The following is a 23,468-nucleotide window of genomic DNA, read 5'->3' as shown; positions in this document are numbered from 1 at the left end:
TGGAAGACTCAAAATATTTCACCTAAGCAAACTCCTCTGGTAGATTTGATGGCAGGATGATTAATTGGATTGCCATGCCGGGTTTCGCCACTGTCCGCGCCACGTCGTGTCGCTGCGTGTTCCTGTTGTTGCTGGTCGTTTTGGGCATGCTCGCTGTGGGCATTTCCAATGACGCGAGCGCCGCCCAGCGCAGCCTGCGCTTCGAGCGGCTGTCGGTCGACGACGGCCTGTCCCAGCATTCGGTGATCAATATCTTGCAGGACCGCCAGGGCTTCATCTGGTTCGGCACCCAGGCCGGGTTGCACCGTTTCGACGGCTATCGGATGACCGTGTACCGCAACGACACCAACGATCCGGGCAGCATCCCCGATAACTATGTGTCCGCCTCCTACGAGGATCCCCAGGGCCATCTGTGGTTCGGCACCAAGGGCGGGCTCGCGCGCCACGATCCTGCCACCGGCCGCTTCCAGCGCCATGCGCTGGCCGATGAAGGGCGCAGCGTGCTGCGTTCGGTCGTGGCCATCGTGCCGGGGCCGGATGGCGCGCTGTGGCTGGCGACCACCGACGGCGTGGTGCGCTTCGACCCGGCCACCGGCCGGCACCGGAGCCATGTGCATGACCCCGAGGATCGCGCCAGCCTGCGCGACGATCGCGTCAATGCGCTCGCCTTCGACAATGCGGGCGCGCTGTGGGTGGGCACGGCGGCCGGCCTGGACCGGATGGAGCCGGCCGGCGGCCGCTTCACGCACTTTGCGCTCGCGCCGCCAGCCGACATCAAGGGCAACACGGTGCTGGCGCTGTCGATGGGGCCGCGCGACACGCTGTGGGTCGGCAGCGCGTCCGGGCTCGAAGCCTGGCGTCTGGACGAAGGAGCGCCGCAGCGCCAGCGCATGGGCGCGGCCGATGGCATGGGCGAGGTGCAGGTCAAGACCTTGTACCACGACAGCGGAGCCCAGCTGTGGGTCGGCACCGAGACCGATGGCCTCAAATGGCGCGATCCCTCCAGCGGCCGCTTCATCAGCTACCGCAACGCGGCCCAGGACCCGCACAGCCTCTCGGACAACCAGGTGCCGGCGGTGCTGGTCGACCGCACCGGCACGCTGTGGGTCGGCACGTATTTCGGCGGCATCAACCGCACCGACCTGGCCAGCGGCGGCTTCGCGCGCTATGGCGACACCGAGGGCATCGGCCGCGCGCGGGTGCGCGCCATCGCCGGCGACTCCGCCGGCCGCCTGTGGGTCGGCACCGTCAGCGACGGCCTGATGCTGCTCGACCCCGCCACTCGCCAGGCCAGCCGCGTGCGTGGGGCGCTGCTGGGCGACAGGGTAACCGCGCTCGCCAGCGCCCGCGGCCGGCTGTGGATCGGCACCCCGACCGGCTTGCTGTGGCGCGCCCCGGACGGGGGCATGGGCCGGGTGGCGCTGGGCCCCGGACCGAACGCCAGCCATGTGCAGGCGATCCGCGCCGGCCGTGACGGCACCTTGTGGGTGACGACGCGCGACGGCCTGTCGGCGCTGGCGCCCGGGGCCGAGACCACGCGCAGCTGGCGCAACGACCCGCTCGACCCCACCAGCCTGGGCGACAACTATGGCCGCGCGCTGCTGGAAGACCGGCACGGCATCCTGTGGATCGGCACCGAGTCGGGCCTGGAGCGCTTCGATCGCGCCACCAATACCTTCACCCGCTTTCGCAACGACCCGTCCGATCCCGGCACCTTGCGCCACAGCCGCGTCAACTACCTGCACGAGTCGCGCTCGGGCGAGCTGTGGGTAGGCACCGCGGGCGGGCTGCACCGCATGATGCGCGACGGCGAGCGCACCTGGTTCCGCTTCTATTCCTTTGCCGATGCCGGCGAGGCGCCCTCGGTCGGCGCCATCCTCGAGGACGACGACGGCACCCTGTGGGTCAGTTCCACGGCCGGGATCACGCGGGTCGATCCGGTCAATGGCCAGACCAAGAGCTACTCGGCCAAGGACGGCCTGATCGACGGTTCCTATTTCGTCGGCTCGGCCTGGCGCGGCGCCAACGGGCAGATGCATTTCGGCGGCATCAACGGGATGACCTCGTTCCAGCCCGCCGAAGTGCGCGACAACCCGTTTCCGCCGACGGTGGCGATCACCGACCTGTTGGTGCTGAACCGCTCGCGTGCAGTCGCCGACCTGTCGACCCGGCACGAGATCACGCTGTCGCACCGCGACACCGTCTTCACCCTCGAATTCGCGGCGCTGCACTACGCCGACCCGCAGGGCAATCGCTACGCCTACCAGCTCGCGGGCTTCGACCAGGGCTGGGTCGACACCAACGCCAGCCGGCGCTTCGCGACCTATACCAACCTCGATCCGGGACGCTATGTGTTCCGGGTCCGGGCCAGCAACAAGGACGGCCTGTGGAGCCCGGATGCCGCCACGCTGGCGATCACGATCACGCCGCCGTACTGGAAGACCTGGTGGTTCCGCACGCTGGCGGCGGCCGCGGTGCTGGCGTTATCGTACATGGCCTACCGGCTGCGGGTGCGCGCGCTGGTCGAGCAGAAGGGGCTGCTGGCGCGCGAAGTCCATGCCCGCACCGCCGAACTGCTGCTGCAGAAGGAAGCGGCCGAACGCGACAAGCGCGAAGTCGAGCGCCAGAAGGAATCGGTCGAGCGCGCGCACCGCAATATCGCGCTGCTGTCCGACATGGGCCGGGTGCTGACCACGAATCTCGACAACGAGGCCATCATGAGCACGCTGTACCAGCACGTGGTGGCGCTGATGGACGCGCCGGTGTTCGCGGTTGCGCTATGGCGCCCCGAGCGCGGGATGCTCGAGCTGCCGTATGCGATGATGGTGGGACGGCGCATGGCGCCGCGCGAGCTGCGCTTTGACCCGGCGCGCCACCTGCTGTCGTGCTGCGTGGCCGAGGGGCGCGCATTCCTGTTGATCGACGTCGAGGCGGAACTGCCGGCCGTGCTGGCCCAGCCGGTCGACGCGGTCGATGCGGTGGCGGTGTCGGGCACGGCGGCGCTGGCGCCGCGCTCGCTGCTGTGCGTGCCGGTGACGGTGGGCGAGCGGGTGCTGGGCGCGGTGACCGTCCAGAGCCGCCAGCCCGGCGCCTACGGCCAGGTCCACCTCGACATGCTGGGCACCCTGGCCGCCTACGTCGGCGTGGCCATGGACAATGCCGAAGCCTATCTGCGCCTGAAGGAAACCCAGGCCCAGCTGGCGGCGCAAGAGAAACTGGCCTCGCTCGGCTCGCTGGTGGCGGGCGTGGCGCACGAGCTCAACACCCCGATCGGCAACAGCCTGCTAATGGCCAGTACCCTGCAGGAGCGCACCAACGCGGTGGCGGCGCGCTTCTCGCACGCCACGCTCAAGCGCTCCGACCTGGAAGACTACATGGATGCGTCGAGAGAGGCGTCGGAGCTGATCGTGCGCAGCCTGCACAATGCGGCCGAACTGGTGAGCAGCTTCCGTCAGGTCTCGGTCGACCAGGCCAGCGCCCAGCGCCGCCGCTTCGACCTGGCCCAGGCCTGCCATGAGATCGTCGCGACGCTGATGAACACGGTGCGCCTGGCCGAACACCGCCTGCTGCTCGACGTGCCGGCCGGGATCGTGATGGATGGATTCCCCGGCCCGCTGGGCCAGGTCCTGATCAACTTCGTCAACAACGCCATGCTGCACGCCTTCGAGGGGCCGGGCGGCACCATGATGATCTGCGCCGCGCCCCACGACGGCCGGGTGACCATCAGCTTCCGCGACGATGGCCGCGGCATCGAGGCGGCCCATCTCGGCCGCATCTTCGATCCCTTCTTCACCACCCGCATGGGGCAGGGCGGCACCGGGCTGGGCCTGAACATCGTCTACAACATCGTCACCAGCCTCCTGGGCGGGACGATCCGGGTCGAAAGCACGCCCGGCGCTGGCACGTTGTTCGTGCTCGACCTGCCGCTGCACGCCCCGGACGCGCCGGCGCAAGTGTAAGAAAAGACGGCGTTTAGACCACGTTGCGCGGGGCGCCCGCGCGCCAGGCCTCGATATTATCGACCAGCATGTCGGCCAGCGTCTGCATCGCGCCGGCGCTGGCCCAGGCCACGTGCGGGGTCAGGATGAAGTTCGGCAGGCGCAGGCCCAGCAGCGGATTGGCGGACGATGGCGGTTCCTTGGAGAGGACGTCGAAGCCGGCGCCGATGCGGCCTTCCATCAGCACCTCGGCCAGCGCCGCCTCGTCGACCAGGCCGCCGCGCGCGGTGTTGATCAGCAGCGCGCCCGGCTTCATCAGGCCCAGCTCGCGCCGGCCAATGAGGTCGCGGGTCTGTTCGGTGAGCGGCAGGTGCAGGCTGACGATATCCGAGGTGGACAGCAGTTCGTCCAGCGCCAGTTCGGTGACGTCCGGGTCCTTGATCGGCGAACGCGAAGTGGCGGCCACCCGCATGCCGAAGGCGCGCGCGATGCCGGCGACGCGTTGTCCGAGCGCGCCGTAGCCGACGATGCCCAGGCGGCTGCCGGCCAGGTCGCCGATCGGATGATCGAGCAGGCAGAAGCGGCTGGACGTTTCCCACTTGCCCGCCTCGACGTCGAGGGCAAAGGCGCGCAGGTTGCGGCGCAGCGCCAGCATCAGGGTGAAGCAGTGTTCCGGCACCGAGACCAGCGAGTAGTCGCGGATGTTCGAGACCACGATACCGCTTTCGCGGCAGGCGGCCAGGTCGACGTTATCAAGGCCGGTGGCCGCGACCGCGACCAGCTTCAGGTCGGGCAGTCGCGCGATCGCGTCCGCGCGCAGCGGCACCTTGTTGGTGATCGCGACAGTGGCGCCGGCCAGGCGTTCCACGACCTCGTCCGGGCTGGTGCCCGCGTGATCCTGCCAGGTATGCGCAAAGCCCGGCACGCGCACATTGGCTTGCAGGCTGTCGCGGTCGAGGAAGACGATACGGTCCATGATGTCCTTTACACAGCGGGCAAAAGCCTATTGTAGAACAGACAAGGCAAAAGACAGGAAGGCCTGTCTTTTGCATGGGAGCGGCGTCGGGGACGCCGCGATATGGTGGGGCTCGAGCCGGCTTCTGGTGAGGGCCCTGAGCCGTGGGGATTACTGCGAGCGGGCGACGCTGTCGGCCTTTGCTTCGGCCTGGTCGGCCTTGGCTTCAGCTTTCTTCTCGGATGCTTTCGCTTCTGCCTTGGCCACGTCGGCCTTTGCTTCGGCGTTGGCTTTCTCTACCTTTTCGTCGGCCTTGGCGACTTCTTTCGCATGCTTGGCGTCGGCCTTGGCTGCATCTTTATTGGCCTGCGCTTCGGCATGGGTAGCGGTGGTGGCGGCAGGCGTCTGGGCGAACACGGAAGTAGCGAACAGACCAGCGATCAGGGTAGCGGCGATTTTGCTCATGGTGTCATTCCTTTAAAGTGGTTTGAAACTCGGTTGCTCTCGTGTGGGGCTCCGTGGAGTTGTTTTCCCCGTGTTACTGAGCTGATAACGGGGCCCGTTACGGTCCAGTTGACCGGATTTACATCCACTTACATTTATCGTAACGGTCCGGTCAGCGTTCGTTGCCGAACAGTCCTCGACGGTAGGCTGGAATAGGCTGTGATCAATAGGTCCAGGAGCACCGCCATGCCCGACGCACTGAAAGTCTATAAAGCCAAGCGCAATTTCACGATCACGTCCGAGCCCGCCGAGGGCGGCACGCCCGGCGTCGATGAATTGACCTTCGTCATCCAGAAGCACTGGGCCAGCCGCCTGCATTACGATTTCCGCCTCGAATTGGATGGCACGATGAAGAGCTGGGCGGTGCCGAAAGGGCCCAGCTACGACACCCACGACAAGCGCATGGCGGTGCACGTCGAGGACCACCCGATTTCCTACTCCGATTTCGAAGGAACGATTCCGGCCAAGCAATATGGCGCCGGGAAAGTCATCATCTGGGACAAGGGCACCTGGGAACCGCTGGAAGACCCGCACAAGGGATTCGCCAAGGGCAGCATCAAGTTCGAGATGCATGGGCACAAGATGCGCGGCCGCTGGACCCTGGTGCGCATGAAGGGCCGCGGCAGTGAGAAGCAGGAACCATGGCTCCTGATCAAGGAAAAGGACGAGTATGCGCGCTCGTCCGAGGAATTCTCCCTGGTCGACGAGATGCCCGACAGCGTCAAGAGTCTGCCGATGCCCGAGCGGGCGCAGCGCAAGGTCGACGCGCTGCGCGAGGAAGAGGAAGAAAAAGATGCGCCGGCGCCGAAAAAGAAGACGGCTGCGAAGAAAAAAGCGGCCGCCAAGCCCACGGTGGCGCCGGTAGCCGATCTGGTCGCCTTGCCCGAGAAATTCTCGCCCGAGCTGGCCACACTGGTGGATGCGCCGCCGCCCGACCCCGAGAACTGGGTATTCGAGGTCAAGTTCGACGGCTACCGCATGCTGGCGCGCATCGAGCATGGCGCGGTACGCCTGATCACGCGCAATGCCAACGACTGGACCGACAAGCTGCTGCCGCTCAAGGCCGAGCTGGAGCGCATGAAGCTCCCCGACGGCTGGTACGACGGCGAAATCGTGGTCCACGACGAGAGCGGCAAGCCCGATTTCGGCAAGCTGCAGCTGGCCTTCGACGGCAAGCATGCCGAGCACATCGAATTCTTCCTGTTCGACGTGCCGTACTTCGACGGCCACGACCTGCGCGAGTTGCCGCTGGTCGAGCGGCGCGGCCTACTCGAAAAACTGCTGGCAAAGAAGAAGTCGGACAAGGTGCGCTTCTCCGCCGAATTCGGCGACAAGCCGGACGAGCTGGTGGTCGCCGCCTGCAAGATCGGCCTGGAAGGCGTGATCGGCAAGCGCCGCGATGCGCGTTACGTGTCGCGGCGCTCGCCCGACTGGATCAAGCTCAAGTGCGGGCTACGCCAGGAGTTCGTGATCGGCGGCTTTACCGATCCCAAGGGTTCGCGCACCGGCATCGGTGCGCTGCTGCTCGGGACGTATGATGAGGAGGGAGTGCTGCGTTACGCGGGCAACGTCGGCTCGGGCTTCAACCATTCCTCGCTGGCCTCGATCGCCAAGCGCCTGGAGAAGTTGCGCACCGATGAAAGTCCATTCCCGGCGCGCGCCGTCCCCGGCCGCAAGCACCATTGGGTCAAGCCAGTGCTGGTGGCCGAGGTCAGCTTCTCGGAATGGACAAGCGCCGGCGCCGTGCGCCATCCGGTATTCCAGGGCCTGCGCGAAGACAAGCCGGCCAAGGGCATCACACGTGAGAAGGCACAGCACATGACCGAAGCAACGCCAAAGGACGATGAGGATCCCGTCGCGGCGCCCGGCAAGCTGCCGGCATCGATGAAGATCACGAACGGCGACCGCGTGATCGACAAGGAAAGCGGCGCGACCAAGCTTGACCTGATCCGCTATTACGCGCTGGTCGGCGAACTGATGATGGAGCACCTGAAGGGGCGTCCGGTGTCGCTGGTGCGGGCGCCCGAGGGCGTGGGCGGGGAGCTGTTCTTCCAGAAGCATGCCGACGTACGCAAGATGCCGGGCCTGCGCCAGCTGGATCAGGCGCTCGATCCCGACCATCCGCCGATGCTCGAAGTAGCGAAAGTAGAGGGCATCCTGTCGTCGGCGCAGTGGAACGTGGTCGAGATCCACACGCAAAACGCGCTCAAGGGCACGTACCAGAAGCCGAACCGCATGGTATTCGACCTCGACCCGGGCGAGGGCGTCGACTGGCCGGCGATGCAGGAAGCGGCCCAGCTGATGCATGCCTTCCTCGACGAGCTGGGCTTGCCGGCTTTTCTCAAGACCAGCGGCGGCAAGGGCCTGCACGTGGTGGTGCCGATCAAGGGTAGCTACGACTGGGATACGGTGAAGGCCTTCTCGCAGGCGATCGTGCGGCATATGGCCGACACCTTGCCCGACCGCTTCGCCTTCAAGAGCGGCCCGAAGAACCGGGTCGGCAAGATCTTCATCGACTACCTGCGCAACGGGCAGGGCGCAACCACCGTCGCCGCCTGGTCGGCGCGGGTGCGGCCCGGACTCGGGATCTCGGTGCCGCTGCGCTGGGAAGAACTGCCGGGCCTGAAGTCGAGCACGCAGTGGACGGTGGCCAATGTGCACACGCGGCTGGACGAGGGCAACGCGCCGTGGGAAGGCTACGCCAGTGCGGCGAAGACGCTCACGAAGGCGATGAAGGCGCTCGGCTTTGCGCCTTGATCCCTGGCCCGAAGGCGTCCCAGGCGAGTGCGGCCAGGAAGCCGAGGGCGAGGAATTCGAACAGGAACTGGCTGTAGCTGAGCATTCCTTCCAGCGGCGGCTGCTGCATGAAAAAGCTGAACACGAAAGTGATGCCGACGATTCCCTTGAGCAGCGCGACCAGCAGCGCAGCAGTCAGCAGACGGGCGAGCTTCGTTCCGGGCAGGCGCTCCCATACCAGGGCGAGCAACAACGTCGCGCCGATCACCGGTTCGAGCATGGTGAGATACGCAGCCAGCGTGACGTGGAAGGGGTAGGGGAAGACGTATAGCGCGGGACGGGCGAGCCAGGCGAAGTGCTCCATGAGCGGCGCCAGCGCCATGCCGGCCAGCAGCTGGCCTCCCATGCATACTGCCCCCGTCGCCAAAGCGGCGAAGACGAGCGACACGCCGCCGCGCACCCAGCGCACGGCGGCAACGCACAGCACGGCCTGGATCAGGATCCGTGCCACGGGCTCGATCAGCCCGATCGCCGAATAGGCCCATCCGCTCGTCACCACGCCGCTCATGATGCCGGCGCGCGCCGTTTCGCGGATGGTGAGCAGCAGGGCGAAGACGATGAGTGTGCGCGCCACGAAGCCACGCCGCGCGAACGCCGGTCCGGCCACGCGCAGGACGACGAACACCGCGCCGATCGCGAGCGACAGGTTGAGCCAGCGCGCCCAGGCCGGCGGCGATGACATCGGAAAGGGGATGCCCCAGGCCAGCATCGCCACGTGGATCGTCAGGGCGATGGCGCCGGCGAGTACCAGGCTCGCTGCAAGCAGCAGGGGTTGTCGTGGGGCGGTTGGTGCGAGCATGCGGGGATCCGGTTGGGTTGGCCGCATCGACGGCGCGGTTCCGGAGTATGGCCGAGCATGCCCTGTACGGGAATGCGCATCTCGCGCAACACAGAAAACCGCCACGCGGAACGGCAGTCCCGGGTGGCGGAAGGAGGGAGGCGCTACTGGATCAGTCGACGTTGCGTCCCAGCGCCTTGAGCGAGGCGCGCACGCCGCGTCCGTAGGCTGGATCGGCCTGGTCGAAGTGGCCCAGCTGGCGCTGCAGGATGACTTCGTCCACCTGGCTCAGCGGGCCGGCCAGGTTGTCGCACAGGTTCTGGCGCGCCTGGGCGTCCATCAGGCGGAACAGGTTGCCGGCCTGCGTGTAATCGTCTTCCTGGCCGCGAAAATCGAAGCGGCCGGCATCGCCTTCCAGGGCCAGTTCGCGCTCGCCGTGGCCCATGCCGGTGGCGCCGGCGCCCACGCTATTGAGCGTGTGGTAGTTGCGCGCCGAACCGCCGTTGGAGATTGCCATCGCGCCATCGCGCTGGTGGTTGTGGACCGGGCAGCGTGGTGCGTTCACCGGCAGGTGCTGGTGGTTGGTGCCGACGCGGTACAGCTGGGCGTCGTGGTAGCCGAACAGGCGGCCCTGCAGCATCTTGTCGGGCGAGTAGCCCAGGCCCGGCACCACATTGGCCGGCGAGAAGGCGGCCTGCTCGACTTCGGCGTGGTAGTTCTGCGGGTTGCGGTTCAGTTCCAGCACGCCGACCGGCTGCACGGGGAAGTCGCCATGCGGCCAGACCTTGGTCAGGTCGAATGGATTCCAGCCCGTGCGTGCGCTCCAGGCTTCCAGTTCCTGGATGGTCGCGACCTGCACCTGCACGTCCCACTGCGGGAAGTCGTTGCCCGCGATCGCATTGAACAGGTCGCGCTGGGCGTGATCCGGGTCGCTGCCGGCGATGCGGGTGGCATCCGCCGCGCTCAGGTTCCTGATGCCCTGGCGGGTCTTGAAGTGCCATTTCACGTAGACGCGCTCGCCCTGTTCATCGATCAGGCTATAGGTGTGGCTGCCGAAACCGTCCATGTGGCGGTAGCCGTCCGGGGTGCCGCGGTCCGAGAACAGGATCGTCACCTGGTGCAGGCTTTCCGGCGCATTGCTCCAGAAGTCGAACATCATATTGGCCGACTTGAGGTTCGTCTGCGGATCGCGCTTCTGGGTGTGGATGAAATCCGGGAAGTTGATCGGGTCCTTGATGAAGAACACCGGCGTGTTGTTGCCGACCAGGTCCCAGTTGCCTTCCTCGGTGTAGAAGCGCAGGGCGAAGCCGCGCGGATCGCGTTCGGTATCGGCGCTGCCCTTTTCGCCGCCGACGGTCGAAAAGCGCAGGAACACAGGGGTCTCTTTGCCGACGTGGCCGAACAGCCTGGCCTTGGTCAGCTTGGTGATGTCATGGGTGACGGTGAAGGTTCCGTAGGCGCCCGAGCCCTTGGCGTGGACGACGCGTTCAGGGATGCGCTCGCGGTTGAAGTGCTGCAGCTTTTCGATCAGGTGGAAATCCTGCAGCAGCAGCGGGCCGCGCGGGCCGGCGCTCAGCGAATTCTGATTGTCGGCAAGCGGGATGCCGGAAGCGGTGGTCAGGCGGGGTTGGCTCATGCGGAGACTCCTCATTGCGTGTGATTTCAATGAGATAGATTCTACGGAGCAATCCCCATAAGTAAAAGCTAATTACTTTAATTAAATTGATAGGTTTTTACAATACAGCTCAAGGAAGAGATGCCGGGAGGCGCCGCCGCCTCCCGGGAACGTCAGTGGTCGTTCTTGAAAATGCCCCGGACATTCATCGCCATGAGCGCAAGTTGCAGGGTGATCAGGGCCCAGGCTTCGTCGTGCCAGCCCCAGACGATCCACATCAGGTTACTGAGGATGAACATCCAGAACCCGAACACCCGGCGTTCGGCGCGCTTGGAACCGATCAGGAAGGCGGCGTACAGGCTGACCACCATGGCCGGCCATTGGAGAAGGTCAATTAATTCCCCCATCCTCACGCCGCCTTCTTGCGTACCGGGGCCTTGGCGACTGCCTTTTTGGCCACGGCTTTCTTTGCGGTCGGCTTGGCCGACGATTTGGCCGCGGTTTTGCTCGCGGCAGTGCCGGTCGACTTGGAGGCGGTGGCGCCCGAACGGCTGCCCGCGCCGGACGTCTTGCGCGCGCGCGGCGCGGGAGCGTCGTCGTCGTCGTCGTCCTCGGCCGGCTTTCTCGACTTGCGCGGCGGCGGATCGTCGTCATCGTCGTCGTCATCTTCGAGCGCCGCCAGCGCGGCCTTGGCCGGCTTCTTGCCCAGGCTGGCCTGGAGCAGGGCGACCAGGTCGATGACCTTGCCGCTCGTGCGCTTCTCTTTCTCGGGTTCGGGCTGGGTGATGGTCTTGGTCTGCTTGGCCTTGATCTTCTTCTTGACCAGGGCCAGCACGTCCTCGCGGTAGGTGTCGTGGTACTGCTTAGGCTCCCAGTCCTCGCTCATGCCTTCGACCAGTGCCATCGCCATCTTGAGTTCCTTGACGGTGACGGCGGCGGTCTTCGAGTCGGGCGACGGGATCTTGAGTTCGCCCGCGTCGCGCATCTCGTCCGGATAACGCAGGGTATTGAGCACGATGGTGTCGCCCACGCACACCAGCGCCGCCAGGTGCTGCTTGACGCGGATGACCACCCGCGCGATGCCGATCTTGCCGGCCTCGCGCAGGGTCTCGCGCAGCAGCGCATACACCTTGGCGCCGCCCTTGCCGGGCGCGAGGTAGTAGGGCTGGTCGTAGTAGATCAGCGGTACGTCCTCGGCATCCACGAAGGCCTGGATGTCGATGGTCTGCGTCGCCTCGGGGTTGGCGCGGCGCAGGTCTTCGTCGGACAGCACGACGTACTCGCCGTCTTCATATTCATAGCCCTTGACGATGTCGTCCCACGCCACCTCCTTGCCGTTGCCCTTGTTGTAGCGCTTGAAACCGACCGGCGAAAAGTCGCGGCGGTCGAGCATGGTCAGGTCCAGCCCCTTGCTTTCGACCGCGGTGTACATATCGACCGGAATATGGACCAGCCCGAAACTGATCGCCCCCTTCCACATGCTGCGCATGGATGCTCTCCTCGTAATTCGCAGACCGGCCTGTCAGCCGACCGAACCGGTAATCGGCAGCACGATGCCGGTGATGTAGCCCGAGCAGACGGGCGAGGCCAGGAACACATAGGCCGGCGACAGTTCTTCTGGCTGGGCCGGGCGCTTGTAGTCGGTGGCGGCGCCGAATTCCTTCAGCTGCTCGGGCGTCTGGTCCGCCGGGTTCAGCGGGGTCCAGACCGGGCCTGGGGCAACCGCATTGACGCGGATGCCCTGTTCGATCAGGCTCGAGGCGAGCGACATCGTGAAGGCGTGGATCGCGCCCTTGGTGGCCGAATAATCGAGCAGCTTCTTCGAGCCCTGCAGGCCGGTGACCGAGCCGGTGTTGATGATCGCCGCGCCGCGCTTCAGATGGGGCAGCGCCGCGCGCGCCATGTGGAAGTAACCGTAGATATTGGTGCGGAAGGTTTCGTCCAGGCGCTCGTCGGTGATGTCGAGCAGCGAGTTCGCATGTTCCTGGAAGGCGGCGTTATTCACCAGCACGTCCAGGCGGCCGAATTCGGCGACGACTTTTTCCACTGCCTCGTTGCAGAAGGCGGCGTCCTTGACATCGCCCGGGATGGTGATGCAGCGGCGGCCTTCGGCCTCGATGCAGCGCTTGGTTTCCTCGGCGTCCTCGTGTTCGTTCAGGTACATCACGGCCACGTCGGCGCCCTCGCGCGCGAACAGCACGGCGACCGCGCGGCCGATGCCGGAGTCGCCGCCGGTCACGATGGCGCTCATGCCTTCCAGCTTGCCGCTGCCCTTGTAGCCCTCCGCCATGAATTTTGGCTTCAGTTCCATCTGCGCCTCGATGCCGGGCTTGGCCAGGTGCTGGCCGGGCATCGGCGTCTCCGGCTGCGGGACGCCGGTCTGCACGGCGCCCTTGTCGTCACTCTTGGCCTTCTGCATGCTGCCGTCGATCTGGTCCTGGCGGCTCTGGATGGCCTTCTGCTTGTTCGCCACATCGTCCTGCTGTCCCATCGCGCTTCTCCCATGAATATGCATTCGATCTGGAGAGTATTGGACGCACGGCCCGGCGCGACGGTGCGGTTCCACACACAGTGCCGAGGTTATGGCACACTCGCGAGGCAAACATGGCGAATCGGTAATGCCTGGAAACGTTTTGGAGAATGAGGATGGTAGAAGACGGCGCGCACGCGGACGAAGTGAACATCGACTACAGCTGCCTTTTTGTGAACCCGGTGGGCCAGCGCCGCGCCGATTTCCAGAGCGCCTGTGCCGGCGTGTTCGCGCAGTTGCGGGTGGCCTCCGGCGCCGAGCAGGCGCGCAGCCTGCTGGCGCGCGAGCCGGCCGATCTCGTGGTGCTGGACCTCGAACGCTGCGAGCTGGGCATCGACCTGGCGGCCCTGGGCGCCCTGGTGGCCGAACGGGCCGGCAAGCCGACCCTGGCGCTGTGCCCTTTCACCAATGCGCGCTGGTTGCCGGCGCTGATGGCCTTCGGCCCGATCGACTACGCCATCGGACCGCTGCGCGCGCAGCAGACCCGCGCGCTGCTCGACGCGCGCCTGCGCACCGGCTTCGCGCGACCGTTGGCGCCGGTGCTCGTGCCAACCTCCGCCGAGGACGAGCTGCACACCCTGCTTGCGCTGCGCGGCGCCAGTCAGCAGGCGCTGGGCGAGGCCGACGACAGCGTGCGCTTTGCCGAACGCCTGTGTGCGGCCGTCATGGATTGGCCGGGCCTGGTGCACGCGGCGCTGTTCCAGCACCGCGACGACGACCTGCACCTGGAAGCCGAGCAGGGTGTGGCCGGCCTGCACCTGATGGCGCTGCTCGAGGTCGAGGGCCGCCTGCTGCAGTCGCCGCTGCGCCACGCCTTCCCCGGCCTGCTGGCCGCCGCCAGCGGGGAATTCACCCTGCTCGACGCGCCGGAGAAGGCGGGCGAGCCTGAACTGGCGGCCAGCCTGGAGCGCTTTGGCGTGCGCATGGTGGTCGGCCTGCCGATCCCGGGCCAGGGCCCGGGCGGCCCGCGCGGCTCGCTATGCCTGATGTTCAACCATGCACGCGCCTTCTCGCGCGCGCAGCTGCAGGCGCTGGAGGACCTGGCCCAGCTGGCCTCGCACGGCCTGCGCATGGCCGAGGTGACGCGCGAGAACGAGGTCTTGCTGACGCGGGTGACCCACCTGGCCACCACCGACGCCCTGACCGAGGTCGCCAACCGCCGCCACGGCGAACACCTGCTCGAGCAAGAGATCAAGCGCGCCCGCCGCTACCGCCTGCCGCTGGCGCTTGTGAGCTTCGACATCGACCGCTTCAGCCAGGTCAACGACAGCTTCGGGCATCCGGTGGGCGACATCGTGCTGCGCACCGTGGCCAACACCGCGCGCGCGCTGCTGCGCGCGAGCGACGTGCTGGTGCGCTCGGGCGGCGAGGAATTCCTGGTGATCGCCCCGCATACCAGCGCGATCGACGGCCTCAAGATGGCCGAGAAGCTGCGCGCCGCGATCGAGCAGGTCGAGATCCCGGGCTGCGACCATGTGACCATCAGCCTGGGTGTGGCCCAGTTGGGCGAGAGCGAAAGTGGCGATTCGCTGGCGGTGCGGGCCAACGCCGCGCTGGCGCGCGCCAAGCGGGCTGGCCGCAACTGCGTGGAATTGGCGATGTCCTGAGCGGCTTGCCGCCAGCCCTGCGCAAGGCCTGCAGGTTGGGCGATCACAAACCGAATATCGATATGCAGTATTTATGCTACGCTAGCGGCCTTTCAAACAGGCAAGACGTCCCAGGGTAATCCATGCTTCAGTGGCTGCGCGAGTACCGGCGCGCCGCGCTGCCGGGCGACATCAGCGCCGGCATCGTGGTGGCGATGATGATGATCCCGCAGGGCATGGCCTATGCGCTGGTAGCCGGTCTGCCGCCGGTGGTCGGGATCTATGCCAGCATCTTCCCGCCGCTGCTGTACGCGCTGTTCGGCACCAGCAGCACCCAATCGGTGGGGCCGATGGCCATCGTGTCGCTGATGACGGCGTCGACGCTGGCGCCGCTGGCCACGCCCGGCACCGGCCTGTATGGCGTGCTGGCGGCCCAGCTGGCGCTGATGTCGGGCCTGGTCCTGCTGGCCTGCGGCCTGCTGCGCATCGGCTTTCTCGCCAATTTCTTTTCGCGCCCGGTGATGAGCGGCTTCACCATCGGCTCGGCGATCGTCATCGCCTGGGGCCAGTTGCGCACGCTGGTCGGCGGCCCGATCGCACTGGACGCCACGCCGCACTGGCCCAGCATCGCGCTGGGCTTCGGCTCCCTGGCCTTGCTGGTGATGGCGCGCGAATGGCTGGCGCCGCTGTTGCGCTGCTTGCGCGTCAAGCCCGTCGTGGCCGACATCGCGGCCAAGCTGGCGCCGATGTTCGTCGTGCTGGGCGCGACCGCGCTGGTGCCCTTGCTGGCCCTGGACCGCCTGGGCGTGGCCACTACCGGCGCGGTGCCGGCCGGCCTGCCGGGACTGAACCTGGCCACCTCGGGCGCCCACTGGCAGGCCTTGCTGCAGCCGGCGCTCCTGATCGGCTTCATGGTGTTCCTGATCAGCATGTCCGGCGCCCAGGCGCTGGCGCTCAAGCGCGGCGGCGAAAAGCTGATCAGCAACCGCGAGCTGGTCGGCCTGGGCGCGGCCAACGTCGGCAGTGCCCTCTCCGGCGGCTTTCCCGTCACCGGAAGCATCTCGCGCTCGGCGGTCAATTTCGCGGCCGGGGCTAACACCCAGCTGGCGAGCATGATCACGGCGGGCCTCCTGGCCCTGGCGCTGGTGGCGCCCACCGGCTGGCTGGCCCTGCTGCCGCTGCCGACGCTGGCCGCGACCATCATCGTGGCGGTGCTTGGCATGCTCGACTGGTCGACCCTGCGCACCGCCTGGCGCTACGACCGCGCCGACGCGCTGGCGCTCTTGGCCACCGCCGGCGGCGTGCTGGTGCTGGGGGTCGAGGCGGGCGTGCTGGTGGGTGTGGCGCTGTCGATGGGCGCGCTGATCTGGCGCGCCAGCCGGCCGCACATCGCGGTGCTCGGCCGCATCCACGGCACCGAACACTTCCGCAACGTCGACCGCTATTCGGCGGAGACCACGCCGGGCTTGCTGATGCTGCGGGTCGACGCCGGGCTGTTCTTCGGGAACGTGGATGCGGTGAACGAGCGCATCGACGAGGAACTGGCGGAACATGCCTCTACCTCCCACCTGGTGCTGGTGCTGTCGGCGGTGAATGCGATCGACACTTCGGCCCTGTTCGGACTGGGAGAGTTGAACGCGTCGCTGCGCCAGCGTGGCGTGACCCTGCACCTGGCCGAAGTGAAAGGACCGGTGATGGACCGGCTGCGGGACAGCGATCTGCTGGGCCAGCTTAGCGGGCAGGTATTCCTGAGCGCGGCGAATGCCTGGGACAGGCTGGCGGGGTCGAGTGCGGCTGGCCGGCCGCAGCCGGCCGCCTGAGAAAAAACGTCAGGCGCGCTTGCGCTCGGCGTCCTTGTCGTCCTTCGAAGCGAGCACGATCGGCGCCGCATTCTCCGGGAAGAGGGCGGTGACGTCCCGGTACACGGCGCGGATGAATTCCATGTCGCGCTCGATGTCGCCGGATGGCTGGAGCGTTTCGGTCAGGCGCAGCTCTTTCTTCTTGTAGTCGAAGCTGACCAGAAGCATCGGCACGCCGGCGGTCTGCGCCAGGTGGTAGAAGCCGCTCTTCCAGTGAGGCCGATAGCCGCGCGTGCCTTCCGGCGTGATGCCGACCCAGCACCAGTCTTCCTTCAGTATCTGCTGCGCCAGCTGGCGCGTGGCGCCCATCGGCGCCCGGCGGTCGACGGCGATCCCGCCCCAGTAGCGCATCAGGCGGCCCATCGCGCCGCGGAACAGCGTATCCTTGGCCAGCCAGCGGAACGGGGTATCCAGCGCCCATTTGGCGACCATGCCAATGGGGAAGTCCCAGTTCGAGGTATGCGGGTAGATGACCGCGATCCCGTGGGGACCGGGCAGCGGTTTGAAGTAGACCTTCCAGCCGAATAGCTGCAGCACGCGCAGCGCGGTGCGCTGGCGCAGGGTAGGCAATGCTTCGGGGCGCTGCAGGTAATCGTCCATCCGGTCTCCGTTACGGCGTAATGACATGTGGCTATGGAGTTCCATTACGCTCTAGAAAATCAAGCGTGGGATTCTAGCCGGAGCGGGGAGGGGGGACAAGCAAAAACGCTGGTGCCGGGTATGCACTGTGGTTATCATGCCGCTGTCTGAACGACAAACCGATAACAATCCGATACGACGCGTAATGACAATGGATATCACGATTTACCACAACCCGCGCTGCGGCACCTCGCGCAATACCCTGGCCGTCATCCGTGAGGCCGGCCACGAACCGCAAGTGATCGAGTACCTGGCCACGCCGCCCAGCCGCGAGCAACTGGCGCGCCTGATCGCGGATGCCGGCCTGCAGCCGCGCGACGCCGTGCGCCGCAAGGAAGCCTTGTACGCCGAGCTTGGCCTCGACCGGTCGGAAGTAGACGATGCCGCCCTGCTCGATGCGATGGCCGCGCATCCGATCCTCATCGAGCGGCCCTTCGTGGTCACACCGAAAGGCGTGCGCCTGTGCCGTCCGTTCGAGCGGGTGCGCGAAATCCTGTAAGCGAAGACTTGTAAGCGGCGCCGCTATGACGGCGGCGCCGACGGCAGCGCCCCGATATCGGCCTTGCGTATCGGCCGCGCCCCGGTATTGCCGCTGCCGGGCGGCGCCGAGTCGGACTGCAAGCCTTGCCCGATCGCCGGCGAGCCGCGGCGCAGGCGGAAGTCCGGCGTGCCGCTGGCGCTGTATTCGACGAACTGTGGCGGCGCGCTGATGCTGCCCGTATGCTCGCGGCCGGGCGACAGCTTCCAGTCGTCGCCGGCATTCTGGTACACGAGGTTGTTGCGGAAGCTGTTGTGGCGGCCGATCGCCCCTTGTTCGAGGATGCCGTTGCCGTTGTCGTAGACGATGTTGTTGCTGACGTGGGTGTGGTCGTTCGGCCCCTTGCTGTGATAAAAGTCGCCGCCGCCGACCACGATGCCGGTGCCGGATGCCGCCACGGTATTGCCACGCACGGTCACGCGGTTGGCGTCGTGCCACAAATGGATGCCCGCGCCCGACACGCGATAGACGACGTTGCCCCGCACGCTGGCCGTGGTGCTGACATAGATGCCGTGCATGTAGCGGCAGCCTGGTGGGCCGATGTCGTGCACGTGGTTGCCGGTCACGACCACGTCCACGCCCTTGAAGTAGCTGTCGATGCCGATGCCCGAGCCGCCCTTGGGCTCGCACGGCACGTCGTTGCCGATGTGGTGGATGCGGTTGCCGTGCACGCCGTTGTGCGAGCCGCCGTTATAGATGCCACTCAGCCATTTCATGCCGCTCTGGTACTGGGTGCCGTCGACCTCGAAGCCGATGATGTCGACGTAGTTGCCGCGGTTGTCCCAGGCTGCGCTCTGGCGCGCGTCGAGCGGCGGCACGATCTTGGCGCCCCAGCGCTCGGTGCTCTGGAAGACGATGCGCGCTTCGAGCGTGCCGCTGGTGACGGTGCGCACGCCGCCTGAATAGATGCCGGGCGCCACGTGCACGGTGGTGCCCGGCGTGACCACCTGGGCCGCGCGTGCGAGGGTGCGAAAGGGTTCGGCGCGGGTGCCGGGATTGCTGTCCGACCCGCTGGGCGCGAGATAGAGGTGGGTGCGCACCAGCTCGGGCACCACCAATTCTTCGTGCCCGCCGTCGCGCAGCCGGCAGCCGGCCAGCAATTGCCCCGCCAGCAGCGGGCAGGCCAGCAGCCAGAACAGGATCAGGCGCATATCGATCGGGATCTTGGGCAGAATCCGGAGCATCGCATCCTCGTCGTCGGATCGGGTGACGGAACCAGTCTGATCGCGCCCAAGCGGGTGGTACGCCGGATCGATCAAACTCGTCCTTGAGCATGCGCAATGCAACCATGCGCGCGGGCCGGGGCTCAGGCTGGTGCGACCACCACGGGCATATAGGTGTCCAGGAATTCGGCTGGCATGCGGCGCGGCCGGCCGCTGCCGATCTCGATGCAGACCAGCTCCCAGCGCCCGCGCAGCACGGTGGCGCCGTCGCTGTCGCGCACCAGCTGGAAGCGGCGCTCCATCGTCAGCTTGCCGTCGCCGCCGACCAGCCAGGTGGCCAGGCTCAGCGCCTCGCCTTCCACGGTGGGCAGCAAGTATTCGTAGTCGCCGCGCCGGATCGCCATCGCGCGGTCCAGGCGCCGGTAGTCGTCCAGCGACAGGCCCAGCCCCTCCGAGTGGGCCCAGCCGGCCTGTTCGCACCAGCGCACGTAGACCGCGTTATTGGTGTGGTTCAGGCCATCGATGTCGCCGGACTGCGGCACGACGGGCAGGATGAACGGTTGCGGATAATCCCAGTCCAATGTGTTTCCTCTGCAAGCGCGGCCCGGGCCGCGAACTTCGTTATTCTATATGTTCACGATGATCCTGCTGCTGTATCTGCAACAGAACCTCGATGTCACGCTGGAGAGCAGCAGCCTGCGCGGCGAGTTCGCCAGCAGCGCCGCGTGCGAGGAGGCCGCCGTCCGCTTGCGCGGTGCACTGCCCACGCCAGAAGGTCAGGCGGCGGCCTGGCATGACGCGGTGTGCGTGCCGATCGCGCGCGGGGTCAAGGTGCGCAGCAGCGCGCCGCTCGACCTGGGCGCGCTGCTGCGCGAACACCCGCCGGCAGAGTGCGGAGCGGACGGCGCATGGCGCCGGGTGGCGGAGCTGTGCGTTCCGTCCGGCGGCGTGACGGGCAACGCTCAGTCGCGTTTGAACTCGGCGCCGGAGGGGCAGGGCACGAGGCCGGCGATGCCGCCGCCACCGGGCTTGTCGAACAGGACTGCGCCGCCGCCCTCGGCGCCGAACATGCTCGGCCGCACGCCGCCGCCGGTGCGGCAGTAATATTTGCCGTTCTTGCGGAAGCGGTAGACGATGGTGCCGTCGGGCGAGGTGTAGCTCTCCGAGGTCAGCGTGCGCGAAGTATCCTTGCGGGCGCCTTCGACGGCGCTGGCAAAGCGCTTCCATGGCGTGTCGGTCGGCTCGAGCGGGGCCAGCTTGCCCTTGCGTAGGTCTTGATCGACGCTACCGGCCGCACGCCTGGCGCGGCCGGCCAGCGTGGCTTCTTCGGATGCGGCATCGTCTTGCGGCGAAGGCTGCGCCAGTGGATCGGGATAGGGTCCGGCGACAGACTCCGCTACCGGGGCATCCGCGGGGGGCGTGATGGGCTGTGCTTCGACAGGAACGCGTGCCGGCGAGCGAGGAGTGGAACGGGGAATTGGAACGGCTGGCGTGGATTCAGGGACAGGCGGCACCAGCACCGGCACCACGAGGAATTCACGCAGCGCCGGCACGATGGATGGCAACGAACGCACGCCAGTGGCATCGAGCCACCACCATGCGAGCAGCAGGTGCGCGCCGAGCGTGGCCGCAAGCGGCCAACCCGGCGCGCGGCGCGGCATCAGGCCGGCGTCCGCGCGCATCAAGCGCTTACTTCGGCGCCGTCATCGCCGCCTTGATCGCCACGCAGCGCTGCTCGTTCTGCAAGGTGTCCAGCAGCGAGCGGCGGGTGAAGGCCGACAGGTCCTTCATCTGGTCGGCGGCGCGGCTCAGGCGCTGAACACTCTGCGGCGTGCAGGCGGTCGGGATCATGGTGATGGCGTAGGCGCGCATATAGACCGGGCCCGCCGCCTTGTCGATCGCCGGCAGGCGCGCCAGGCGCGCATCGGCCTCGAGCTCGTTCAACTGGCCCTGCTCGGCCGGGAACACGCTGCCCATCGCCGTGCGGATGCGCGAGAATGGGAGCGGCGACTTGAGGTCTTCGATCTTGCCGACCCACTCGGCCTTGACCTTCGGATCCGGGCGCGCCGCGGTGGCAGCCACCGCCGCCACCTGGCCGGCGTCGGATTTGTCGCGCGCACTCTCCGCCGCGATCAGTCCGTCGGCGCCGGCATGGTTGTAGCGGTTGAGATGGGCGATGATCGACCAGCGCACGTCTTGGGTGAGCTGCAGGCCGGCGGCATCCATCTTGCCGTCGAGGATGCCGGCCAGGCGCGCCAGCGCGTCGGGGCTGGAGGCCACGCTCACGTAGAGGCCGAACCAGCGGCGCTGGACGTCGGCGTTCGCCTTGTGCGCCAGCACGCCGTCCCAGGCCATCTTCTCCAGGGCCGCATAGGTCTCTTTCGCATACGCGTTATCGAGGCGCATGGCGTCGAGGTAGGCCTTCGACTGGACGACCTTGCCCAGCACGTCGCCGAGCAGGGTGTAGTCCTTCTCTTGCGGCGCATTGTTCAGCGCCACGGTGATGAAGTCGTTCAGCGGCAGCTGGGCGTCGCGCACGCCGTCCCACAGGCTTTGCCACAGCATGGCGCGCAGCAGCGGATCGTCGACTTGCGACAATTTGGTGCGCGCGGTATCGAAGGAGCGGGCGTCGAGCTGGACTTTCGCATAGCCCCAGTCCTCGTAGTTCGGATAGACCAGGTCCGGGCAGGCCGCGCCATCGAGGTCCTTGACCGCGGTCTTCGCGCCCTTGTAGGTCACCGGCACGTTCTTGATCAGGGACAGCTTGCCGCCGTCGATCTTGAACGCCGCCACCTGCACGCGCTGTTCGCGCAGCGTCGGCAGGTCCTTGCCCGGCGCGGTTTGCGTGAGGGTGAAGTCCCTGATCTTGCCGTTGCTGCAGCTGTAATTGGCGGCGATCGTGTTCACGCCGGCGTGGTACAGCCATTCTTTCGTCCAGCCCGACAGGTCGCGGCCGGCGGTCTTGGCCAGGGTGTTGATGAAGTCATCGAGGGTGGCGTTCTGCCACGAATACTTGACCAGGTAGTTGTGCACACCCTGGCGGAACACTTCTTCACCCAGCAGGTGGCGCAGCTGCTTGAGGGCGGCGCCGCCTTTCGAATAGGTGATGGCGTCGATATTGTCGAAGGCATTGCTTGAGGACGGCACCGGCACCTCGATCGGGTGGGTGCTCGCGGTCTGGTCCTGAATATAGGCGCGCTGCTTGCCGGTCTGGTAGAACTTCTGCCACGAGTCCTTGAACTCGGTCGATTCGGCGGTGGCCAGGATGCCCATGAAGGAAGCGAAGCTCTCGTTGAGCCACAGGCCGTTCCACCACTTCATGGTGACCAGGTTGCCGAACCACTGGTGAGCCATCTCGTGCATGATCACTTCGGTCATCGACTGCTTCTGGTCGGCCGTCATATTGGCCACGCCGTAGCGCGCTTCGGCGAAGGTGATGGCGCCGGCGTTTTCCATCGCGCCGTACAGGAAGTCGGGCACGATCAGCTGGTCGTATTTCTCGAACTGGTAGGGGATGCCGAAGTACTCTTCGAAGAAGGTCATGCCGGCCTTGGTCTGGCGGAACCAGTCGGCGGGAACCACCTGCTTGGCCAGCGACTGGCGCGCAAACAGGCGCATCGGGTACTTGCCGCTATTGTCTTCCCAGACCTGGTAGGGACCGGCGTGCAGCGAGAAGTTGTAGGGGCTCAGGCGCTTCGTTTGCTTGAAGGTCCAGCGGCGGTTGGCGCCGGCATCAATGATCTTCGTTTCGCGGGTGGTGGTGACCACATGCCAGTCCTTCGGCGCGGTGACGGTGACGGTATAGCTGGCCTTCAGGTCGGGCTGGTCGAACAGCGGGAACATTTGCTGGGCGGCGACCGGCTCGAAGTGCGAATAGGCATACACCCGGCCATCGGCCGGGTCGACCATGCGGTGCAGGCCTTCGCCATTGGTGCTGTGCAGGCGCTCGTAGGCGACGGTGACGGTGTTGCGGCCTTTCGCCAGATGCGCCGGATCGATGGTGATGAACCAGTCATTGTAGCGAGCCTGGACCGGTTTGCCGTTGACGCTGACCGACTTGACGGTGGCCTTGTTCAGGTCGAGGGTGACGGCGGAATTCGTGTCCTTGAGGTCGAAGGTGACGGTCGTGGTGCCGGCGAATGTTTCCTTGCCGGTCAGCGTAAAGTCCAGCACATAGTCCACGTTCGCGATGCGCGCGGAACGGGCAAACGCGTCGTCCTGCGACAGGAAGGCGGTTTCGGCGCGGACCGGGGCGGCTTGCTTGGCCGGCGCGGCGTGGACGGCGCCGCCGAAGACGAAGGCGGAAGCGATGGCGACGGCCATCGTGCGGTGTGCAGGAAAGTTCACTGAATATCCTCTCTCTCGGTGGGCGCATCTGGGTGCGCGAAATGTCAATCGCGCAAGAATAGCACTAACGTTCCACGCTGGACACCTGTTGGAGAGATTGCGTACTTTCGCTATGCAGATTCGATGTCGGTGTCAATACGCGAAAAAACGGGACCGCGTAGGTCCCGTTGAAAGAGGCGCCGCCGCTTCGCCGGCGACAGGGCAGCGAAGCGGTGGCGAA

Annotated in this window: 16 protein-coding genes and 1 pseudogene; 5 read left to right on the top strand and 12 right to left on the bottom strand. The window is 66.6% G+C overall.

Translation table 11 applies throughout. The annotated features are described in order from the left end of the window. Positions 1-74: 74 nt before the first annotated feature. The gene (locus AC3A6F_RS16325; protein WP_487682510.1) at positions 75-3,959 is read left to right on the top strand and encodes a sensor histidine kinase; all 3,885 of its coding nucleotides are present in this window, start codon (positions 75-77) and stop codon (positions 3,957-3,959) included. Positions 3,960-3,972: 13 nt separating this feature from the next. On the opposite strand, the gene AC3A6F_RS16320 is transcribed toward AC3A6F_RS16325, so the two are convergent. Both AC3A6F_RS16320 and AC3A6F_RS16315 read right to left on the bottom strand, forming a co-directional pair. Continuing rightward, positions 3,973-4,914, bottom strand: coding sequence for a D-2-hydroxyacid dehydrogenase (locus AC3A6F_RS16320; RefSeq protein ID WP_487682509.1), 942 nt, complete (start codon positions 4,912-4,914; stop codon positions 3,973-3,975). 150 nt (positions 4,915-5,064) lie between these two features. Further along, positions 5,065-5,358, bottom strand: coding sequence for a hypothetical protein (locus tag AC3A6F_RS16315; protein ID WP_487682507.1), 294 nt, complete (start codon positions 5,356-5,358; stop codon positions 5,065-5,067). A gap of 225 nt (positions 5,359-5,583) precedes the next feature. On the opposite strand from AC3A6F_RS16315, the gene ligD reads away from it, so the two are divergent. Continuing rightward, positions 5,584-8,154, top strand: a complete 2,571-nt coding sequence (gene ligD, locus AC3A6F_RS16310; protein ID WP_487682505.1) for a DNA ligase D — start codon at positions 5,584-5,586, stop codon at positions 8,152-8,154. Here ligD and AC3A6F_RS16305 read toward each other — a convergent pair. From AC3A6F_RS16305 to AC3A6F_RS16285, 5 genes are all read right to left on the bottom strand, one after another. Further along, positions 8,117-8,992: a hypothetical protein gene (locus AC3A6F_RS16305; protein WP_487682503.1), complete on the bottom strand. Its 876-nt coding sequence runs from the start codon at positions 8,990-8,992 to the stop codon at positions 8,117-8,119. The two genes, ligD and AC3A6F_RS16305, sit on opposite strands and share 38 nt — an antisense overlap. A 151-nt stretch (positions 8,993-9,143) precedes the next feature. After that, the gene (locus AC3A6F_RS16300) at positions 9,144-10,607 is read right to left on the bottom strand and encodes a catalase (RefSeq protein ID WP_487682501.1); all 1,464 of its coding nucleotides are present in this window, start codon (positions 10,605-10,607) and stop codon (positions 9,144-9,146) included. Between the two features lie 152 nt (positions 10,608-10,759). Continuing rightward, entirely contained in the window at positions 10,760-10,993 is a 234-nt protein-coding gene (locus tag AC3A6F_RS16295) for a hypothetical protein (RefSeq protein ID WP_487682499.1), read from the bottom strand. A 2-nt stretch (positions 10,994-10,995) separates the two neighbouring features. Beyond that, positions 10,996-12,075, bottom strand: coding sequence for a non-homologous end joining protein Ku (ku, locus tag AC3A6F_RS16290; protein ID WP_487682497.1), 1,080 nt, complete (start codon positions 12,073-12,075; stop codon positions 10,996-10,998). A gap of 33 nt (positions 12,076-12,108) precedes the next feature. Further along, positions 12,109-13,077 carry an SDR family oxidoreductase gene (locus AC3A6F_RS16285; protein ID WP_487682495.1) on the bottom strand — a complete coding sequence of 323 codons (969 nt, stop codon included), beginning with the start codon at positions 13,075-13,077 and terminating at the stop codon, positions 12,109-12,111. 155 nt (positions 13,078-13,232) lie between these two features. Here AC3A6F_RS16285 and AC3A6F_RS16280 point away from each other — a divergent pair, with 155 nt between their 5' ends. Together AC3A6F_RS16280 and AC3A6F_RS16275 are read left to right on the top strand one after the other, a co-directional pair. After that, a complete protein-coding gene (locus AC3A6F_RS16280; protein WP_487682493.1) occupies positions 13,233-14,723 on the top strand; it encodes a GGDEF domain-containing protein in 1,491 nt (496 codons plus the stop codon). Positions 14,724-14,845: 122 nt separating this feature from the next. After that, positions 14,846-16,522: a SulP family inorganic anion transporter gene (locus AC3A6F_RS16275; RefSeq protein ID WP_487682491.1), complete on the top strand. Its 1,677-nt coding sequence runs from the start codon at positions 14,846-14,848 to the stop codon at positions 16,520-16,522. 9 nt (positions 16,523-16,531) lie between these two features. On the opposite strand, the gene AC3A6F_RS16270 is transcribed toward AC3A6F_RS16275, so the two are convergent. After that, positions 16,532-17,161 carry a 1-acyl-sn-glycerol-3-phosphate acyltransferase gene (locus AC3A6F_RS16270; protein ID WP_487682489.1) on the bottom strand — a complete coding sequence of 210 codons (630 nt, stop codon included), beginning with the start codon at positions 17,159-17,161 and terminating at the stop codon, positions 16,532-16,534. Positions 17,162-17,351: 190 nt separating this feature from the next. Between AC3A6F_RS16270 and arsC the strand changes: the two are divergent. Next, positions 17,352-17,696: pseudogene (gene arsC / locus AC3A6F_RS16265) on the top strand (arsenate reductase (glutaredoxin)); the annotation flags it as partial. A gap of 26 nt (positions 17,697-17,722) precedes the next feature. Here the strand turns inward: arsC and AC3A6F_RS16260 are convergent. The 4 genes from AC3A6F_RS16260 to pepN form a co-directional block, all read right to left on the bottom strand. Further along, positions 17,723-18,922 carry a right-handed parallel beta-helix repeat-containing protein gene (locus tag AC3A6F_RS16260; RefSeq protein ID WP_487682488.1) on the bottom strand — a complete coding sequence of 400 codons (1,200 nt, stop codon included), beginning with the start codon at positions 18,920-18,922 and terminating at the stop codon, positions 17,723-17,725. A gap of 122 nt (positions 18,923-19,044) precedes the next feature. Then, on the bottom strand, positions 19,045-19,482 hold the full coding sequence (locus tag AC3A6F_RS16255; RefSeq protein WP_487682486.1) for an acyl-CoA thioesterase: 438 nt from the start codon (positions 19,480-19,482) through the stop codon (positions 19,045-19,047). A 381-nt stretch (positions 19,483-19,863) separates the two neighbouring features. Continuing rightward, positions 19,864-20,583: a hypothetical protein gene (locus AC3A6F_RS16250; RefSeq protein WP_487682484.1), complete on the bottom strand. Its 720-nt coding sequence runs from the start codon at positions 20,581-20,583 to the stop codon at positions 19,864-19,866. A gap of 7 nt (positions 20,584-20,590) precedes the next feature. Then, positions 20,591-23,248, bottom strand: a complete 2,658-nt coding sequence (pepN, locus tag AC3A6F_RS16245) for an aminopeptidase N (protein ID WP_487682482.1) — start codon at positions 23,246-23,248, stop codon at positions 20,591-20,593. Positions 23,249-23,468 lie beyond the last annotated feature (220 nt).

It is taken from the genome of Massilia sp. Soil_C_3, from assembly GCF_057657035.1.
Note: the sequence above shows the minus strand (reverse complement) of the source record. Positions and strands in the feature narration are given on the sequence as shown.

Bases quoted from the DNA above. Each gene is read 5' to 3' on its own strand.
- AC3A6F_RS16325 (WP_487682510.1), top strand. From the start codon at position 75: ATGCCGGGTTTCGCCACTGTCCGCGCCACGTCGTGTCGCTGCGTGTTC.
- AC3A6F_RS16320 (WP_487682509.1), bottom strand. From the start codon at position 4,914: ATGGACCGTATCGTCTTCCTCGACCGCGACAGCCTGCAAGCCAATGTG.
- AC3A6F_RS16315 (WP_487682507.1), bottom strand. From the start codon at position 5,358: ATGAGCAAAATCGCCGCTACCCTGATCGCTGGTCTGTTCGCTACTTCC.
- ligD (WP_487682505.1), top strand. From the start codon at position 5,584: ATGCCCGACGCACTGAAAGTCTATAAAGCCAAGCGCAATTTCACGATC.
- AC3A6F_RS16305 (WP_487682503.1), bottom strand. From the start codon at position 8,992: ATGCTCGCACCAACCGCCCCACGACAACCCCTGCTGCTTGCAGCGAGC.
- AC3A6F_RS16300 (WP_487682501.1), bottom strand. From the start codon at position 10,607: ATGAGCCAACCCCGCCTGACCACCGCTTCCGGCATCCCGCTTGCCGAC.
- AC3A6F_RS16295 (WP_487682499.1), bottom strand. From the start codon at position 10,993: ATGGGGGAATTAATTGACCTTCTCCAATGGCCGGCCATGGTGGTCAGC.
- ku (WP_487682497.1), bottom strand. From the start codon at position 12,075: ATGCGCAGCATGTGGAAGGGGGCGATCAGTTTCGGGCTGGTCCATATT.
- AC3A6F_RS16285 (WP_487682495.1), bottom strand. From the start codon at position 13,077: ATGGGACAGCAGGACGATGTGGCGAACAAGCAGAAGGCCATCCAGAGC.
- AC3A6F_RS16280 (WP_487682493.1), top strand. From the start codon at position 13,233: ATGGTAGAAGACGGCGCGCACGCGGACGAAGTGAACATCGACTACAGC.
- AC3A6F_RS16275 (WP_487682491.1), top strand. From the start codon at position 14,846: ATGCTTCAGTGGCTGCGCGAGTACCGGCGCGCCGCGCTGCCGGGCGAC.
- AC3A6F_RS16270 (WP_487682489.1), bottom strand. From the start codon at position 17,161: ATGGACGATTACCTGCAGCGCCCCGAAGCATTGCCTACCCTGCGCCAG.
- AC3A6F_RS16260 (WP_487682488.1), bottom strand. From the start codon at position 18,922: ATGCTCCGGATTCTGCCCAAGATCCCGATCGATATGCGCCTGATCCTG.
- AC3A6F_RS16250 (WP_487682484.1), bottom strand. From the start codon at position 20,583: ATGCGCGCGGACGCCGGCCTGATGCCGCGCCGCGCGCCGGGTTGGCCG.